This window comes from Roseateles sp. GW821-FHT09B06 (assembly GCF_059418245.1).
On the sequence record NZ_JBWKPM010000012.1, the window covers coordinates 23,172 to 37,772 of the forward strand.

The window sequence follows — 14,601 nt, forward strand, 5'->3', positions numbered from 1 at the left end:
CTTGTCCTGGCTCAGTCTTTCTCAGGCCGCCACCAGGGCCGTCTTGTGTTCGATGAGGTGCACGAACTCGTGCTTGAAATGCTTGATCATGGCCCGCACCGGCATGGCCGCCGCGTCGCCCAGCGCGCAGATGGTGCGCCCCTGGATGTTGTCGGCCACCGAGTTCAGCAAGGCGATGTCCTCGGCCCTGCCCTGCCCGTTGGCGATGCGCTCGATCACGCGGTGCATCCAGCCCGTGCCTTCGCGGCAGGGGGTGCACTGGCCGCAGGATTCGTGGGCGTAGAAGTAGGCCAGGCGCAGCAGGCTCTTGACCATGCAGCGCGAGTCGTCCATCACGATGACCGCGCCCGAGCCCAGCATCGAGCCGGCCTTGGCGATGGAGTCATAGTCCATCGTGCAGTTCATCATCACCTCGCCCGGCAGCACCGGGGCGGACGAGCCGCCGGGGATCACGGCCTTCAGGCTGCGGCCCTTGCGCATGCCGCCGGCCAGCTCCAGCAGCTTGCTGAAGGGCGTGCCCAGCGGGATCTCGTAGTTGCCGGGACGCTCGACGTCGCCGCTGATCGAGAAGATCTTGGTGCCGCCGTTGTTAGGCTTGCCGATCTCCAGATAGGGCTGGCCGCCGTTGCGGATGATCCAGGGCACCGCCGCGAAGGTCTCGGTGTTGTTGATCGTGGTCGGCCGGCCGTAGAGGCCGAAGCTGGCGGGGAACGGCGGCTTGAAGCGCGGCTGGCCCTTCTTGCCTTCCAGCGATTCCAAGAGCGCGGTTTCCTCGCCGCAGATATAGGCGCCGAAGCCGTGGTGGGCGTGCAGCTGGAAGCTGAAGCCCGAACCCAGGATGTTGTCGCCCAGCAGGCCGGCCGCGCGGGCTTCCTCGAGGGCGGCCTCGAAGCGCTCGTAGACCTCGAAGATCTCGCCGTGGATGTAGTTGTAGCCGACCGTGATGCCCATCGCGAACGCCGCGATCGCCATGCCTTCGATGACGATATGCGGGTTGAACATCAGGATGTCGCGGTCCTTGCAGGTACCCGGCTCGCCCTCGTCCGAATTGCAGACCAGATATTTCTGGCCCGGGAACTGGCGCGGCATGAAGCTCCACTTCAGGCCGGTCGGGAAACCGGCGCCGCCGCGGCCGCGCAGGCCCGAGGCCTTGACCTCGGCGATCACCTGGTCGGCCGTCAGCGGCGCGCCGTCGGCCGTGCCCTCGCCCTTGAGGATCTTGCGCAGCGCCTGATAGCCGCCGCGCGCCTCGTAGTCCTTCAGGCTCCAGTTCTTGCCGTTCAGGTCGGCATAGATCTGCGCGCCGATATGGCGGTCATGGAAACAGGTCTCGGCACCGGTGGCCTGGAATTTGGAAAGGTCCAGCATGCTTCCCATCCCTCAGTTCTTGCTCACAGCGGCGTGAGCACGCAGCGTATCCACGAGCTCGTCCAGGCGCTGCTCGTTCATGAAGCTGCACATCTGGCGGTCGTTGACCAGCAGCACCGGCGCATCGGCGCAGGCACCCTGGCACTCGCTCTTCTGCACGGTGAACAGGCCGTCGGCCGTGGTGCCGCCCTCTTCCACGCCCAGTTTGTGGCACAGATGGTCCAGCGCGGTCTGGCCGTCGCGCAGCTGGCACGGCAGGTTGGTGCAGACGTTCAGCTTGAACTGGCCCAGCTTGCGCTGGTTGTACATGTTGTAGAAGGTCGTGACCTCGTACACCGCGATCGCGGGCATGCCCAGGTAATGGGCGATCGCGTCCTCGCTGGCGCGCGACACGAAGCCTTCCTCCTGCTGCACGATGGCCAGGCAGGCCATCACGGCCGACTGCTTCTGCTCGGCCGGGTACTTGGCCACTTCGCGCGCGAAGCGCGCGGCGGTGGCTGCGCTCAGAACATATTCGGTACTGGTGCTCATCGCTTCACTCATCGATCGATCTCACCGAACACGATGTCCATCGTGCCGATGATGGCCACCGCATCGGCCAGCATGTGGCCGCGGGCCATCTCGTCCAGCGCCGCCAGGTGCGAGAAGCCCGGCGCGCGGATCTTCAGGCGGTAGGGCTTGTTGGCGCCGTCGCTGACCATGTAGATGCCGAACTCGCCCTTGGGATGCTCGACCGCCGCATAGGCCTCGCCCTCGGGGACGCGGAAACCTTCGGTGAAGAGCTTGAAATGGTGGATCAGCTCCTCCATGTTCGACTTCATGTCGACACGGGCGGGCGGCGCCACCTTGTGGTTGTCGGTGATGACCGGGCCTGGGTTCTTGCGCAGCCAGTCCACGCATTGCTGGATGATGCGGTTGGACTGGCGCATTTCCTCGACGCGCACCACGTAGCGGTCGTAGGTGTCGCCGTTGGTGCCCACCGGCACGTCGAAGTCGACGTTGGCGTAGGCGTCGTAGGGCTGGGTCTTGCGCAGGTCCCAGGCGATGCCGCAGCCGCGCAGCATCGGGCCGGTCAGGCCCATGTTCAGCGCGCGTTCGGGCGTCACCACGCCGATGCCGACGGTGCGCTGCTTCCAGATCCGGTTGTCGGTCAGCAGGGTCTCGTAATCGTCGACGTTCTTCGGGAAGCGCTTGCAGAAATCCTCGATGAAGTCCAGCAGCGAGCCCGAACGGTTTGCGTTGAGCTGGGCGATCGCCTTGGCGTTCTTGATCTTGCTGACCTTGTACTGCGGCATGCTGTCCGGCAGGTCGCGGTAGACGCCGCCCGGACGGAAATAGGCCGCGTGCATGCGTGCACCCGACACCGCCTCGTACATGTCGAACAGGTCCTCGCGCTCGCGGAAGGCGTAGATCAGCACGTTCATCGCGCCGCAGTCCAGGCCATGCGCGCCCAGCCACATCAGATGGTTCAGCAGGCGGGTGATCTCGGCGAACATCACGCGGATGTACTGCGCGCGGATCGGCACCTCGATGCCCATCATCCGCTCGATCGCCATGCAGTAGGCCTGCTCATTGGCCATCATCGACACATAGTCGAGGCGGTCCATATAGGGCAGCGACTGGATGTAGGTCTTGCTCTCGGCCAGCTTCTCGGTGGCGCGGTGCAGCAGGCCGATATGCGGATCGGCGCGCTGGATCACCTCGCCGTCCAGCTCCAGCACCAGGCGCAGCACGCCGTGAGCAGCCGGGTGCTGGGGGCCGAAGTTCAGCGTGTAGTTCTTGATTTCAGCCATGGCTCACAGACCGCCGTAGTTGTCTTCGCGGATGATGCGCGGCGTGATCTCACGCGGCTCGATCGTCACCGGTTGATAGATCACGCGCTTCTGCTCGGCGTCGTAGCGCATCTCGACATGACCCGAGGTCGGGAAGTCCTTGCGCATCGGATGGCCGATGAAGCCGTAGTCGGTCAGGATGCGGCGCAGGTCTTCGTGACCCTCGAAGATGATGCCGTACATGTCGAACGCCTCGCGCTCGAACCAGTTGGCCGAGTTCCAGATCGGGGTCAGGGCCGCCACCTGGGGCAGATCATCATCGGGGCAGAAGACCTTCAGACGCACGCGCCAGTTCTTGCTGACCGACAGCAGCTGCGTGGCGACCGCGAAGCGCGGGCCTTCCGCCACCGGGCTGGCACCATTGCCGTAGTCGCTGTAGTCGAGGCCGCACAGGTCGATCAGCTGCTCGAACTTGAGCTCGGAATGATCGCGCAGGGTCAGGGCGACATCGGCATAGTCGGCCGCATTGACGCGGATCGTGATCTCGCCGAGTTCACGCTTGAGTTCAACGATCTTGCCGCCGAGGGCGGCTTCCAGGGCCGCTTGCAGGGTATCGAGTTTGCTCATGGGTCTCTTCAGCGCGCGATCGTGTTCTCGCGACGGATCTTGGCCTGCAGTTGCAGGATGCCGTACAGCAACGCCTCCGCGGTGGGCGGGCAGCCGGGCACATAGACATCGACCGGCACGATGCGGTCGCAACCGCGCACCACGGAATAGCTGTAGTGGTAGTAGCCGCCGCCGTTGGCGCAGGAGCCCATTGACAGCACCCAACGCGGCTCGGCCATCTGGTCGTAGACCTTGCGCAGCGCCGGTGCCATCTTGTTGCACAAGGTGCCGGCCACGATCATCAGATCGGACTGCCGCGGACTGGGCCGGAACAGCATGCCGAAACGGTCGATGTCGTAGCGCGCCGCGCCGGCGTGCATCATCTCCACCGCGCAGCAAGCCAGACCGAACGTCATCGGCCACAACGAACCGGTCTTGGACCAGTTGATCAGCTTGTCCACCGAGGTGGTGACAAAGCCTTCCTTCAAAACGCCTTCGATACCCATGGGATCTGCCTTCGGGTCAAGCTTGATTTATTCCCAATCCAGGGCACCTTTTTTCCACTCGTAGGCGAAGCCCACGACCAGAATGCCCAGGAAAATCATCATGGCCCAGAAACCCGCCGCACCGATCTCGCGCAACGCCACCGCCCAGGGGAATAGAAAGGCGATTTCCAGGTCAAACAAAATGAACAAAATGGCGACGAGGTAATAGCGCACATCGAACTTCATGCGCGCGTCTTCAAAGGCCTCGAAGCCGCATTCGTAGGGGGAGTTTTTGGCCGCATCGGGCCGATTCGGACCCAGCAGGTAGCCCAGGACTTGCGGCGCGATGCCGACACCCGCGCCGACCAAGATGAAGAGGATGACGGGCAGGTACTGATCCAAGTTCATGTCTGACGCTCCGCAATTGCGAATTAAACGCATTTGGCTTTCGCCAAAAGCAACGGGCGCGCCGCCAGCGAAACCATATCGCTCACGGAACGCGCCCGCCTGTCCCCTGCAGCGGTCACGACCGTTGCGACAGGGCGCATCGACCAGCGACTCGAAACCCTCGGGATCCCGGTCTGTTGCCAGCCGAATATTATTCTGGTGCCGTCGGCGAGACTCGAACTCGCACAGCTTTCGCCACTACCCCCTCAAGATAGCGTGTCTACCAATTTCACCACGACGGCTCGTCATGCTTGCTGTCTGTTCGCGTGAGGATTGCTTCCCAAACAGCCTTGAATTCTATACCGAAAATCCCTAGGTTCAGGGGAGAAGCGGCAGGATTTAGCTCGGGCAGGCACGGAGCGCACAGGCTTGTGCGCCCTGCATGCCAGCGACCTCAGTTGGAGGCCGCGGACGCGGTCGGCGCCGGCACGACCACGACCGGCGCGGCACCCGGAATGGCCGCTGCCCCGGAAGCCGGCGCCGATGCCGATGCAGGCACGGCACGATCCAGCACGCTGTCGCCGACCGGCCCGCTTGCGCGGTTGTTGGACATATAGGCCAGCGCCAGGGTACAGACAAAGAACAGCGTGGCGCAGACCGCGGTGCTGCGCGACAGGAAGTTGGCACTGCCGGTGGCACCGAACAAGCTGCCCGAGGCGCCGCTGCCGAAGGATGCGCCCATGTCGGCGCCCTTGCCATGCTGCACCAGCACCAGACCGATCATGACCAGCGCGCTCAGCAGTTGCACCACCAGCACCAGATTCATCAGAACTTGCATCTCAAAACACTCCAGTAACTTGCTTCTTGTTGGATCAGCCGGCGGCTCGGCAAATGGCGGCGAAGTCCGCCGCCTTCAGCGCCGCACCACCGATCAGGCCGCCATCAATGTCGGCCTGGGCGAACAACTGAGCCGCGTTGTCGGGTTTGACGCTGCCGCCATACAGGACACGCATCGCGTCGGCCTTCTGCGTCGCCGCCTGCAGCTGCTGGCGCAGCACATGGTGCACCGCCTGGGCCTGTTCGGGCGTGGCGGTCAGTCCGGTGCCGATGGCCCAGACCGGCTCGTAGGCCACGACGATCTCGCCGATGCAATGCGTCAGCGTATGGATCACGGCGGCCAGCTGGCGTTTCACCACCTCCTCGGTACGCCCGGCTTCGCGCTCGGCCAGCGTTTCGCCGACGCAGACGATCGGCGTCACGCCATGCGCCAGCGCCGCCTTGGCCTTGTCGGCCACCAGCTGATCACCTTCATGGTGATAGGCGCGACGCTCCGAGTGGCCGACGATCACGTAGCGGCAACCGATGTCGTGCAGCATCGCCGACGACACTTCGCCGGTGAAGGCGCCCTGCTCCTGCGCCGAGCAATCCTGCGCGCCGTAGGCCACGGTCGTGCCGGTCAGCGCCAGCGCGGTCTCGGTGATATAGGGAAAGGGCACACAGACCGCCACATCGGCATTCCACGGCCCCGCCTCCTTCAACCCGGCCAGCAGCACCGCGTTCGCGGCACGGCTGCCATGCATCTTCCAGTTGCCAACAACAAGCTTCTTGCGCATAGCTTTCTTTTCGTCTTACCAGCTCAGCACGATCTTGCCGACATGCTCGCCCGACTCCATCAGCGCATGCGCCCGGGCGGCATCGGCCGCAGGCAGCTCGCGATAGATGACCGGCGCAATGCGGCGCTCGACCAGCAGGGGCCAGACCTTGTCACGCAGCGCACGGGCGATGCCGGCCTTGAAATCCAGCGAGCGCGGCCGCAGGGTCGAGCCGGTGATCGTCAGGCGCCGGCGCAAGACCTGCCCCGCATCGAACTCCGCATTCACCCCACCCTGCACCGCGATGATCACCGCCCGACCGTCGTCGGCCAGGCACTGCACATTGCGCGCCACATAGTCGCCCGCCACCATGTCCAGGATCACGTCGACGCCGCGTCCGCCGGTGGCGGCCTTGGCCTCGACCACGAAATCCTGCTCGCGGTAGTTGATCGCCACGTCGGCGCCCAGCTTCAGGCAGGCTGCGGCCTTGTCGGCACTCCCCACCGTCACCAGCACCCGGGACCCGAAGGCCTTGGCCAGCTGGATCGCCGTGACACCGATGCCGCTGCTGCCGCCATGCACCAGCAGGCTTTCGCCGCCCGCCAGGCGCGCGCGCTCGAAAACATTGCTCCACACGGTGAAGAAGGTCTCGGGCAGGCTCGCGGCCTCGGCCATGGACCAGCCTGCCGGTACCGGCAGGCATTGCCCGACCGGCGCCACGCACAGCTCGGCATAGCCGCCACCCGCCACCAGCGCGCACACGGCATCGCCGAGCTTCAGGCCGGCAGCAGCCAGCCCGGCGACATCGCCGGCGACGATGCGGCCGGCCACTTCCAGGCCGGGCAGATCGCTGGCACCGGCGGGCGCCGGATAGGCGCCCTTGCGCTGCAGCACGTCGGGGCGGTTGATGCCATAGGCTTCGACCGCGATCAGGCATTCGCCGACCCCGGCGACGGGGTCGGGACGCTCGATCGGCTGCAGCACCTCGGGGCCGCCGGGGCGGCTGATGGCGATGGCCTTCATGGCGCCGCTCGGCTTACTCAGCCGCGCCTTCTTCGGCGGCAGGCGCCACCGGAGCGGGAGCCGCGTCGCGGTCGATCAGGGCCTTCATCGACAGCTTGATGCGGCCCTTCTCGTCGGTCTCCAGCACCTTGACCTTGACCACTTGGCCTTCCTGCAGGAAGTCGGTGACCTTCTCGACGCGCTGATGGGCGATCTGGCTGATGTGCAGCAGACCGTCCTTGCCGGGCAGGATGTTGACGAGGGCACCGAAGTCCAGGATCTTGGTGATCGGGCCTTCGTAGACCTTGCCGATCTCGGCCTCGGCCGTGATCTCCTGGATGCGCTTCTTGGCCAGGTCGGCCTTGTCGGCGTCGGTCGAGGCGATCGTGATCGTGCCGTCTTCGGCGATGTCGATCTGCGTGCCGGTCTCTTCGGTCAGCGCGCGGATGGTGGCGCCGCCCTTGCCGATCACGTCGCGGATCTTCTCCGGATTGATCTTCATCGTGTACAGACGCGGCGCGAACTGCGACACCTCGGTGGATGCACCCGACACGGCCTCGACCATCTTGGCCAGGATGTGCAGACGGGCTTCCTTGGCCTGGGCCAGGGCGACCTGCATGATTTCCTTGGTGATGCCCTGGATCTTGATGTCCATCTGCAGGGCGGTGATGCCGGTCGTCGAACCGGCCACCTTGAAGTCCATGTCGCCCAGATGATCTTCGTCGCCCAGGATGTCGGTCAGCACGGCGAAGCGGTTGCCGTCCTTGATCAGGCCCATCGCGATGCCGGCCACATGGGCCTTCATCGGCACGCCGGCGTCCATCAGCGACAGGCAGCCGCCGCACACCGAGGCCATCGAGGAGGAGCCGTTCGACTCGGTGATCTCCGAGACGACGCGGATCGAGTACGGGAAGTCTTCCTTGCTGGGCAGCACGGCCACCAGGGCGCGCTTGGCCAAGCGGCCATGGCCGATCTCGCGGCGCTTCGGCGAACCCACGCGGCCGGTTTCGCCGGTGGCGAACGGAGGCATGTTGTAGTGCAGCATGAAGCGCTCGCTGTACTCGCCGGCCAGCGCGTCGATGGTCTGTGCATCGCGCTCGGTGCCCAGGGTGGCGGCCACCAGGGCCTGGGTCTCGCCGCGGGTGAACAGCGAGGAGCCATGAGCGCGCGGCAGCACGCCGGCGCGGATCTCGATCGGGCGCACGGTGCGGGTGTCGCGGCCGTCGATGCGGGGCTCGCCGGCCAGGATCTGGCTGCGCACGATGCGGGCCTCGATCTCGAACAGCAGGCCATCCACTTCGACGCCGTCGAACTCCACGCCCTCGGCCTTCAGCGCGTCCTTGACGTTGGCGTAGGCGGCGCGGCAGGCTTCGGTACGGGCCTGCTTGGAGCGGATCTGGTAGGCGGCGCGCAGCGCCTCCTCGGCCAGACCGTTGACCTTGGCGATGAAGGGCTCGTCCTTGGCCGGAGCCTTCCAATCCCACACCGGCTTGCCGGCGTCGCGCACCAGCTCATGGATGGCGTTGATGGCGATCTGCCCCTGCTCATGGCCATAGACCACGGCGCCCAGCATCAGCTCTTCGCTCAGCTGGTCGGCTTCCGACTCGACCATCAACACGGCGGCCTCGGTGCCGGCCACGACCAGATCCATCTTGGAATCCAGCAGCTGGGTCTTGCCCGGGTTCAGCACGTACTCGCCGTTCACATAACCCACGCGGGCGGCGCCGATCGGGCCGTTGAACGGGATACCGGAAATCGACAGCGCGGCGGAGGTCGCGATCATCGCGGCGATGTCGGCCTGCACCTCGGGGTTCAGCGACAGCACATGGATGACCACCTGCACTTCGTTGAAGAAGCCTTCGGGGAACAGCGGGCGGATCGGGCGGTCGATCAGGCGCGAGGTCAGGGTCTCCAACTCGCTGGGACGGCCTTCACGCTTGAAGAAACTGCCGGGGATCTTGCCGGCGGCATAGGTCTTCTCGATGTAGTCGACGGTCAGCGGGAAGAAATCCTGGCCGGCCTTGGGAGCGCTCTTGGCCACGACGGTGGCCAGCACCACGGTGTCCTCGATGTTCACCAGCACGGCGCCGCTGGACTGGCGGGCGATCTCGCCCGTTTCCATCGTGACGCTGTGGGGGCCCCATTGGAAGGTCTTGGTGACTTTGTTGAACATGCTCATGTTCTATCTCCTCTTGTCGCAAGCGGCTTGCGGTGCCGCGAAGAACCGGGAATGGGGCTGGGTTTGGCGGGATGCCATTCCAGTAAAGCTAGGCCTCGTCATCGATCGATCGGCCTCAAGCCCTGTTGGAATGACACAGCAGCGCCACGTCAGCTCGACTCCAGTGGGTCGGGTAAAAAGACAAAGAGCCTGTGCTGGTCAAAGTCCAGACAGGCTCCTCGTCATCGGGTACAGCTTACTTGCGCAGGCCCAGCTTCTGGATCAGGGCCGTGTAGCGAGCGGCGTCCTTGTTCTTCAGATAGGCCAGCAGGCTCTTGCGCGAGTTGACCATCTTCAGCAGGCCGCGACGACCGTGGTGGTCCTTGGCATTGGCCTTGAAGTGAGGGGTCAGCGCGTTGATGCGGGCGGTCAGCAGGGCGACCTGGACTTCCGGAGATCCGGTGTCGTTGGCGCTGCGGGCGTTGGCTTGAACGATTTCTGCCTTGTTGATCGACATGTGTGTTCCTGAATATGGATTCCGCTGGGGCAACGGGATCAACTATCCCTGCGGCACACACAGACGGTTTCCTGGGGTTTACTTGCGGTCGCGGGTGAAACCGACCCGAGCCGTGCCTTGTTTTGCCGCCCCGAAACAGACCCGGAGCCGCAAAACACGATGATTATAGACCAAGTGCGCCGGCCAGGCGATCGACCCCGGCCAGCAGACGCTGCGGATCGCGGGAGGCGAAGCACCAGCGCAGCCAGCCCTCGCCTTCGTCGCCGAAGGCGGCGCCCGGCGCCAGCCCCAGGCCGGCCTCCCGCACCAGGCGCTTGGCCAGGGCCAGGGAGTCGTCCTGCCCTTCGATGCGGAAAAAGGCGTACATGCCGCCCAGCGGGGTGCGCACCTGCACGCGCGGCAGCGCGGCCAGCGCCGGCAGCAGGGTGTCGCGGCAGGCCTTCAGGCGCGCCACCAGGGCCGGCACCTCGGCCGCGGCGGCCGCCACCGCGGCCAGCCCGCCACGCTGCACGAACACCGGCGCGCAGGAGGTATTGAACTCGATCAGCTTGGCCACCCCATCCAGCAGCGCCGGAGGCAGCACCAGCCAGCCCAGGCGCCAGCCGGTCATCAGGAAACTCTTGGAGAAGCTGTGCACGACGATGACGCGGTCGTCCGGCGCCGCCAGATCGAGGAAGCTGGGCGCCGCGCGGGCGCCTTCGGCGTAGTACAGCCGCTCATAGACCTCGTCGGCCACGATCCAGGTGCCGGTGCGCCGGCAATGCTCCAGCAGCGCCTGCTGCTCGGTGCGGCTCAGGGTCCAGCCGGTCGGATTGTTCGGCGCATTGACGATCAGCACCCGGGTGGCGGGTGTCACCGCATCCAGCAGCGCCTGCAGATCCAGGCTCCAGGCGCCCCGCTCCGCCTTCAGCGCCACGCGCTTGAGCCGCGCGCCCATGATCTGGGCCTGCGCCGTCAGGTTCGGCCACAGCGGCACCACCGCCACCACCTCGTCGCCCGGCGACACCAGCGCCTGCATCGCGATCATCAAGGCGCTGACGCCCGACGAGGTGACAGCGATGCGTTCGCTGCCGACGCCCGGATGCAGCGCACCGGCATAGCCCGCCAGCGCCTCGCGCAACTCCGGCAGACCCAGGTTGTGGGAATAGAAGGTTTCGCCGCGCGCCAGCGATGCCGCCGCCGCCTCGCGCACCGCCAGCGGCGTGACCTCGTCGCTCTCGCCGAACCAGAAGGCCAGTATGTCCTCGCGACGGGGGCTGTCCAGGGCCGCGTTGGCCACCTCGCGGATCTTGGAGGCAGGCAGATGGGTGATCAGGTCTCGCATGGGCCCAGTGTGCCGCATCACCGCCGTGTCACCGCCGCATCAGGGCCGCTGCATGCGGCATTGATGCGGCTGCTCGGCGCGCGCCGCCTCCACGAATCGCACCGTGCGGAAGCCGTAGCCCGAGCCCTCGTTGTCGAAGCGCACGCCGGCGGTGCCGGCCTTCTTCATCACGCTGACATAGAGCGGCTGGATGAACTGATGGTCGGCCGCGCGCATCTGGCCCGAATGCATGCCGCCCAGGGTCCTGCCGTCATAGCGCAGGCCCTCCAGCGCCCGCGCCACGGCGGTCGGGTCGACGCTCTTCGCGCGCTCCATGCCGGCCACCAGCACCTCCACCAGGGCCTGCATGCGGGCGTGCACATAGTCGTCCTCGGGGCGCGGGAAGCGCTGGCGGAAGGCCGCGTAGAACCTGTCCGAGCTCGGCGTGCCGACATTGGGGTGCCACTCGGCCACCGCCAGCACGCGGTCGATACCGGCATCGCCCAGTGCCGCCGGCGCGCCCAGGCCATTGCCGTAGAAGGTGTAGAAACGCGCATCCAGGCCGATGTCGCGCGCCGCCTTGATCAGGAGGGTCAGGTCATTGCCCCAGTTGCCGGTCAGCACCGCCTGGGCGCCACTGGCCTTGATCTTGGTCACATAGGGAATGAAGTCCTTCACCCGCCCCACCGGGTGCAGCTCGTCGCCGACGATCTGGATGTCGGGGCGCTTGGTCGCGATCATCTCGCGCCCCTTCCGCAGCACATGCTGGCCGAAGCTGTAGTCCTGGCCGATCAGGTAGATCCTGCGCACCGAGTGGTCCTCGGCCAGTTCGTCGGTCAGCGCGGCCAGGCGCATGTCGGCATGGGCGTCGAAGCGGAAATGCCAGAAGCTGCACTTCTCGTTGGTCAGTGCCGGGTCGACCGCCGAATAGTTCAGGAACAGCGCGCGCCGAGCGGGCTCGCGCTCGTTGTGCTTGTTCAGCGCGTCGATCAGGGCCGCGGCGGTCGCGGAGCTGTTGCCCTGCAGGATGAAGCCGGCCCGCTGATCGACGGCCGAGCGCAGCATCGACAGCGCCTCCTCGGTGGCGCCCTTGCTGTCGAAGCGCAGCAGCTGCAGCGGCCGGGCGCCGCCGGGCAGGCCGACGCCACCGCGCGCATTGACGCGCTCGGTGGCCCAGACCAGATTGCGGTAGACCGCCTCGCCGGCATTGCCGAAGGGGCCGGACAGGCCCTCGATCAGGGCCAGCCTGATCGGCTCGGCGCCCTGCGCCAGGCCGGCAGCAAGCAACAGCGCGGCCGCGGCGAGGCGGCGCAGATAGTGGCGGGAATGGGGATTCCAAGTCATCGGGAACTCTAATTTTTAAGGGTCTTGAAAGCGCGTCGGGCGCTCCAAATTCGGTGTCATGGGCGCTGCTCCCCACCGATCCGAGCAGCATCGATCCCTCAAATTCTAGGAGCCTGTCATGTTCGTGATTCCCGTTGCCCGCCACGCCCATTCCGCCGAGCTGAGCCGCCGCATCGAGCGCCTGTTCAATGTCGACCAGGACGCCGTGGCGCTGCGCAGCCCGGCGCTGGACGTCAGCGAGACCGAGAGCCGCTACATCCTGCAGCTGGACCTGCCCGGCGTGGCCAAGGAAGCGGTCAAGGTGCGCATCGAGGGCCGCAAGGTCAGCATCGATGCCGAACAGGCCCGCAGCGAAGCCAAGGAAGGCGAGCCGAAGAGCCTGTACCGCGAGCGCGCCGTCACCCGCTTCTCGCGCAGCGTGGCCTTGCCCAAGGAAGTGACCCAGGCCGATTCCATCGCGAAGCTGGAGAACGGCGTGCTGACCCTGACCCTGGCCAAGCGCCAGCTGGAAGGCTCGGGCGAGTTGAGCGTCAGCTAAGCCGTGCCCAGCGGCCAGCGCGGCCGCACCTCGAAGCCGCCGCCCGGCGGCTGCGGATCGGCCATGCCGCGCTGCAGCCGCAGCGCGGCGGCCATCGCGATCATCGCGCCGTTGTCGGTGCACAGGCTCAATTCCGGGTAATGCACGCGCACGCCGCGCCTGGCGCAGGCCGCATTCAGCTGTTCGCGCAGCAGGCTGTTGGCCCCCACGCCGCCGGCCACCACCAGGCGCTTCAGCCCGGTCTCCTTCAGCGCCAGCAGCGACTTCTTCACCAGCACCTCGACGATCGCGGCCTGCGTGGCCGCCGCCAGATCGGCGCGCTGCTGCGCGGTCGGGGCATCGCCGAGTTTCTTCACCCGGGTCAGCACCGCGGTCTTCAGGCCGGCGAAGCTGAAATCGGGCTTGCCGCTGTGCAAAAGCGGCCGCGGCAGCTCGAAGGCCTTGGCATCGCCCTGCAGCGCCAGTGCCGACAGATGCGGGCCACCGGGATACGGCAAGCCCAGCAGCTTGGCACTCTTGTCGAAGGCCTCGCCGGCGGCATCGTCGATGGTCTCGCCGAGGATCTCGTACCGACCCACGTCGTCGACCCGCATCAGCTGCGTGTGCCCGCCCGACACCAGCAGCGCCACGAAGGGAAACTCCGGCGCGTCGCTGGAGAGAAAGGGCGACAGCAGATGCCCTTCCAGGTGGTGGATGCCCAGGGTCGGCTTGTCCAGGGCCGCGGCCAGCGACACGGCCACGCCCGCGCCGACCAGCAGCGCGCCGGCCAGACCCGGGCCCTGGGTATAGGCGATCAGGTCGATATCGGCCAGGGTCACGCCGGCCTCGGCCAGCACCTCGCGGGTCAGCGGCAGCACGCGACGGATATGGTCGCGCGAGGCCAGCTCCGGCACCACGCCGCCATAGGCCTGGTGCATTGCGATCTGGCTGTGCAGGGCCTGGGCGAGCAGGGTCGGGGCGCCAGGCTCACCGGCGGCAGGCACCTCGACCAGGGCCACGCCGGTTTCGTCGCAGGAGGACTCAAAACCAAGAACGATCATCTTTTTCTCAGCGCTGCGGCACACACGCGGCATGCGGAGAACCCAGCCCAGCGGAGCCCGAGGACCCGGCTCCGCCGGTCCTGCGGGCTCGCCCCCTTGAGGGGGCGCGCGCAGCGCGTAGGGGGTGGGCCCTGCCCATTCAGTGCTTTTCCTTGGCGTGGTTGATCGAATACTTGGGAATCTCGACCGTCACGTTCTGCTGCCCCAGGATGGCCTGGCAGGACAGGCGCGAGTCGGGCTCCAGGCCCCAGGCGCGGTCCAGCATGTCTTCCTCGCCCTCCTCCATCTCGGACAGCGAACGCCCTCCCTGGCGCACGATCACATGGCAGGTGGTGCAGGCGCAGACCTGGTCGCAGGCATGCTCGATCTCGATCTTGTTGTCGAGCAGGGCCTCGCAGATCGAGGTGCCGGCGGGCGCCTCGATCTCGGCGCCCTCGGGGCAGTACTCGCTGTGCGGAAGAATCTTGATGATGGGCATGGTGTTCGGGG

General features: G+C 66.4%; 16 protein-coding genes and 1 tRNA gene. 1 reads left to right on the plus strand and 16 read right to left on the minus strand.

All coding sequences use genetic code 11. From position 1 onward, the window contains the following. Nucleotides 1-21: 21 nt before the first annotated feature. From nuoF to AC07OQ_RS12505, 14 genes are all read right to left on the minus strand, one after another. The gene (gene nuoF, locus AC07OQ_RS12440) at nt 22-1,368 is read right to left on the minus strand and encodes an NADH-quinone oxidoreductase subunit NuoF (protein WP_495053445.1); all 1,347 of its coding nucleotides are present in this window, start codon (nt 1,366-1,368) and stop codon (nt 22-24) included. Nucleotides 1,369-1,380: 12 nt separating this feature from the next. After that, the gene (locus tag AC07OQ_RS12445) at nt 1,381-1,899 is read right to left on the minus strand and encodes an NADH-quinone oxidoreductase subunit NuoE family protein (RefSeq protein ID WP_495053446.1); all 519 of its coding nucleotides are present in this window, start codon (nt 1,897-1,899) and stop codon (nt 1,381-1,383) included. A gap of 8 nt (nt 1,900-1,907) precedes the next feature. Continuing rightward, on the minus strand, nt 1,908-3,161 hold the full coding sequence (locus AC07OQ_RS12450) for an NADH-quinone oxidoreductase subunit D (RefSeq protein ID WP_495053447.1): 1,254 nt from the start codon (nt 3,159-3,161) through the stop codon (nt 1,908-1,910). Between the two features lie 3 nt (nt 3,162-3,164). Further along, nucleotides 3,165-3,767 carry an NADH-quinone oxidoreductase subunit C gene (locus AC07OQ_RS12455; RefSeq protein WP_495053448.1) on the minus strand — a complete coding sequence of 201 codons (603 nt, stop codon included), beginning with the start codon at nt 3,765-3,767 and terminating at the stop codon, nt 3,165-3,167. A gap of 8 nt (nt 3,768-3,775) precedes the next feature. Then, complete coding sequence (locus AC07OQ_RS12460; protein WP_046113908.1) at nt 3,776-4,252, minus strand: NuoB/complex I 20 kDa subunit family protein; 477 nt, start codon at nt 4,250-4,252, stop codon at nt 3,776-3,778. Nucleotides 4,253-4,279: 27 nt separating this feature from the next. Beyond that, nucleotides 4,280-4,639, minus strand: coding sequence for an NADH-quinone oxidoreductase subunit A (locus AC07OQ_RS12465; protein WP_495053449.1), 360 nt, complete (start codon nt 4,637-4,639; stop codon nt 4,280-4,282). A gap of 196 nt (nt 4,640-4,835) precedes the next feature. Further along, nucleotides 4,836-4,920: transfer RNA gene (locus AC07OQ_RS12470), tRNA-Leu, on the minus strand. Between the two features lie 152 nt (nt 4,921-5,072). Then, nucleotides 5,073-5,456: a preprotein translocase subunit SecG gene (gene secG / locus AC07OQ_RS12475; protein WP_495053450.1), complete on the minus strand. Its 384-nt coding sequence runs from the start codon at nt 5,454-5,456 to the stop codon at nt 5,073-5,075. 34 nt (nt 5,457-5,490) lie between these two features. Next, complete coding sequence (gene tpiA / locus AC07OQ_RS12480) at nt 5,491-6,231, minus strand: triose-phosphate isomerase (protein WP_495053451.1); 741 nt, start codon at nt 6,229-6,231, stop codon at nt 5,491-5,493. 15 nt (nt 6,232-6,246) lie between these two features. Then, nucleotides 6,247-7,233 (minus strand): NAD(P)H-quinone oxidoreductase, encoded by a 987-nt coding sequence (locus AC07OQ_RS12485; protein WP_495053452.1) that lies wholly within the window; start codon nt 7,231-7,233, stop codon nt 6,247-6,249. A gap of 13 nt (nt 7,234-7,246) precedes the next feature. Continuing rightward, nucleotides 7,247-9,391: a polyribonucleotide nucleotidyltransferase gene (gene pnp / locus AC07OQ_RS12490; RefSeq protein ID WP_495053453.1), complete on the minus strand. Its 2,145-nt coding sequence runs from the start codon at nt 9,389-9,391 to the stop codon at nt 7,247-7,249. Nucleotides 9,392-9,626: 235 nt separating this feature from the next. Next, nucleotides 9,627-9,887 (minus strand): 30S ribosomal protein S15, encoded by a 261-nt coding sequence (rpsO, locus tag AC07OQ_RS12495; protein ID WP_495053454.1) that lies wholly within the window; start codon nt 9,885-9,887, stop codon nt 9,627-9,629. A gap of 163 nt (nt 9,888-10,050) precedes the next feature. Beyond that, the gene (locus AC07OQ_RS12500) at nt 10,051-11,211 is read right to left on the minus strand and encodes a pyridoxal phosphate-dependent aminotransferase (RefSeq protein ID WP_495053455.1); all 1,161 of its coding nucleotides are present in this window, start codon (nt 11,209-11,211) and stop codon (nt 10,051-10,053) included. Nucleotides 11,212-11,250: 39 nt separating this feature from the next. Further along, nucleotides 11,251-12,534, minus strand: coding sequence for a branched-chain amino acid ABC transporter substrate-binding protein (locus AC07OQ_RS12505; RefSeq protein ID WP_495053456.1), 1,284 nt, complete (start codon nt 12,532-12,534; stop codon nt 11,251-11,253). 118 nt (nt 12,535-12,652) lie between these two features. Here AC07OQ_RS12505 and AC07OQ_RS12510 point away from each other — a divergent pair, with 118 nt between their 5' ends. Next, complete coding sequence (locus tag AC07OQ_RS12510) at nt 12,653-13,072, plus strand: Hsp20/alpha crystallin family protein (protein WP_495053457.1); 420 nt, start codon at nt 12,653-12,655, stop codon at nt 13,070-13,072. Here AC07OQ_RS12510 and tsaD read toward each other — a convergent pair. Continuing rightward, nucleotides 13,069-14,112 (minus strand): tRNA (adenosine(37)-N6)-threonylcarbamoyltransferase complex transferase subunit TsaD, encoded by a 1,044-nt coding sequence (tsaD, locus tag AC07OQ_RS12515; RefSeq protein WP_495053458.1) that lies wholly within the window; start codon nt 14,110-14,112, stop codon nt 13,069-13,071. The two genes, AC07OQ_RS12510 and tsaD, sit on opposite strands and share 4 nt — an antisense overlap. 139 nt (nt 14,113-14,251) lie before the next feature. Continuing rightward, nucleotides 14,252-14,590, minus strand: a complete 339-nt coding sequence (gene fdx / locus AC07OQ_RS12520; RefSeq protein WP_495053459.1) for an ISC system 2Fe-2S type ferredoxin — start codon at nt 14,588-14,590, stop codon at nt 14,252-14,254. Between the last annotated feature and the right edge of the window lie 11 nt (nt 14,591-14,601).

What these genes read in the sequence shown, in the direction of transcription:
- AC07OQ_RS12450 (WP_495053447.1), bottom strand. Translation starts at nt 3,161, where the DNA reads ATGGCTGAAATCAAGAACTACACGCTGAACTTCGGCCCCCAGCACCCG.
- secG (WP_495053450.1), bottom strand. Translation starts at nt 5,456, where the DNA reads ATGCAAGTTCTGATGAATCTGGTGCTGGTGGTGCAACTGCTGAGCGCG.
- nuoF (WP_495053445.1), bottom strand. Translation starts at nt 1,368, where the DNA reads ATGCTGGACCTTTCCAAATTCCAGGCCACCGGTGCCGAGACCTGTTTC.
- AC07OQ_RS12465 (WP_495053449.1), bottom strand. Translation starts at nt 4,639, where the DNA reads ATGAACTTGGATCAGTACCTGCCCGTCATCCTCTTCATCTTGGTCGGC.
- rpsO (WP_495053454.1), bottom strand. Translation starts at nt 9,887, where the DNA reads ATGTCGATCAACAAGGCAGAAATCGTTCAAGCCAACGCCCGCAGCGCC.
- AC07OQ_RS12455 (WP_495053448.1), bottom strand. Translation starts at nt 3,767, where the DNA reads ATGAGCAAACTCGATACCCTGCAAGCGGCCCTGGAAGCCGCCCTCGGC.
- AC07OQ_RS12445 (WP_495053446.1), bottom strand. Translation starts at nt 1,899, where the DNA reads ATGAGCACCAGTACCGAATATGTTCTGAGCGCAGCCACCGCCGCGCGC.
- AC07OQ_RS12510 (WP_495053457.1), top strand. Translation starts at nt 12,653, where the DNA reads ATGTTCGTGATTCCCGTTGCCCGCCACGCCCATTCCGCCGAGCTGAGC.
- AC07OQ_RS12505 (WP_495053456.1), bottom strand. Translation starts at nt 12,534, where the DNA reads ATGACTTGGAATCCCCATTCCCGCCACTATCTGCGCCGCCTCGCCGCG.
- fdx (WP_495053459.1), bottom strand. Translation starts at nt 14,590, where the DNA reads ATGCCCATCATCAAGATTCTTCCGCACAGCGAGTACTGCCCCGAGGGC.
- tpiA (WP_495053451.1), bottom strand. Translation starts at nt 6,231, where the DNA reads ATGCGCAAGAAGCTTGTTGTTGGCAACTGGAAGATGCATGGCAGCCGT.
- AC07OQ_RS12500 (WP_495053455.1), bottom strand. Translation starts at nt 11,211, where the DNA reads ATGCGAGACCTGATCACCCATCTGCCTGCCTCCAAGATCCGCGAGGTG.
- tsaD (WP_495053458.1), bottom strand. Translation starts at nt 14,112, where the DNA reads ATGATCGTTCTTGGTTTTGAGTCCTCCTGCGACGAAACCGGCGTGGCC.
- pnp (WP_495053453.1), bottom strand. Translation starts at nt 9,391, where the DNA reads ATGAGCATGTTCAACAAAGTCACCAAGACCTTCCAATGGGGCCCCCAC.
- AC07OQ_RS12485 (WP_495053452.1), bottom strand. Translation starts at nt 7,233, where the DNA reads ATGAAGGCCATCGCCATCAGCCGCCCCGGCGGCCCCGAGGTGCTGCAG.
- AC07OQ_RS12460 (WP_046113908.1), bottom strand. Translation starts at nt 4,252, where the DNA reads ATGGGTATCGAAGGCGTTTTGAAGGAAGGCTTTGTCACCACCTCGGTG.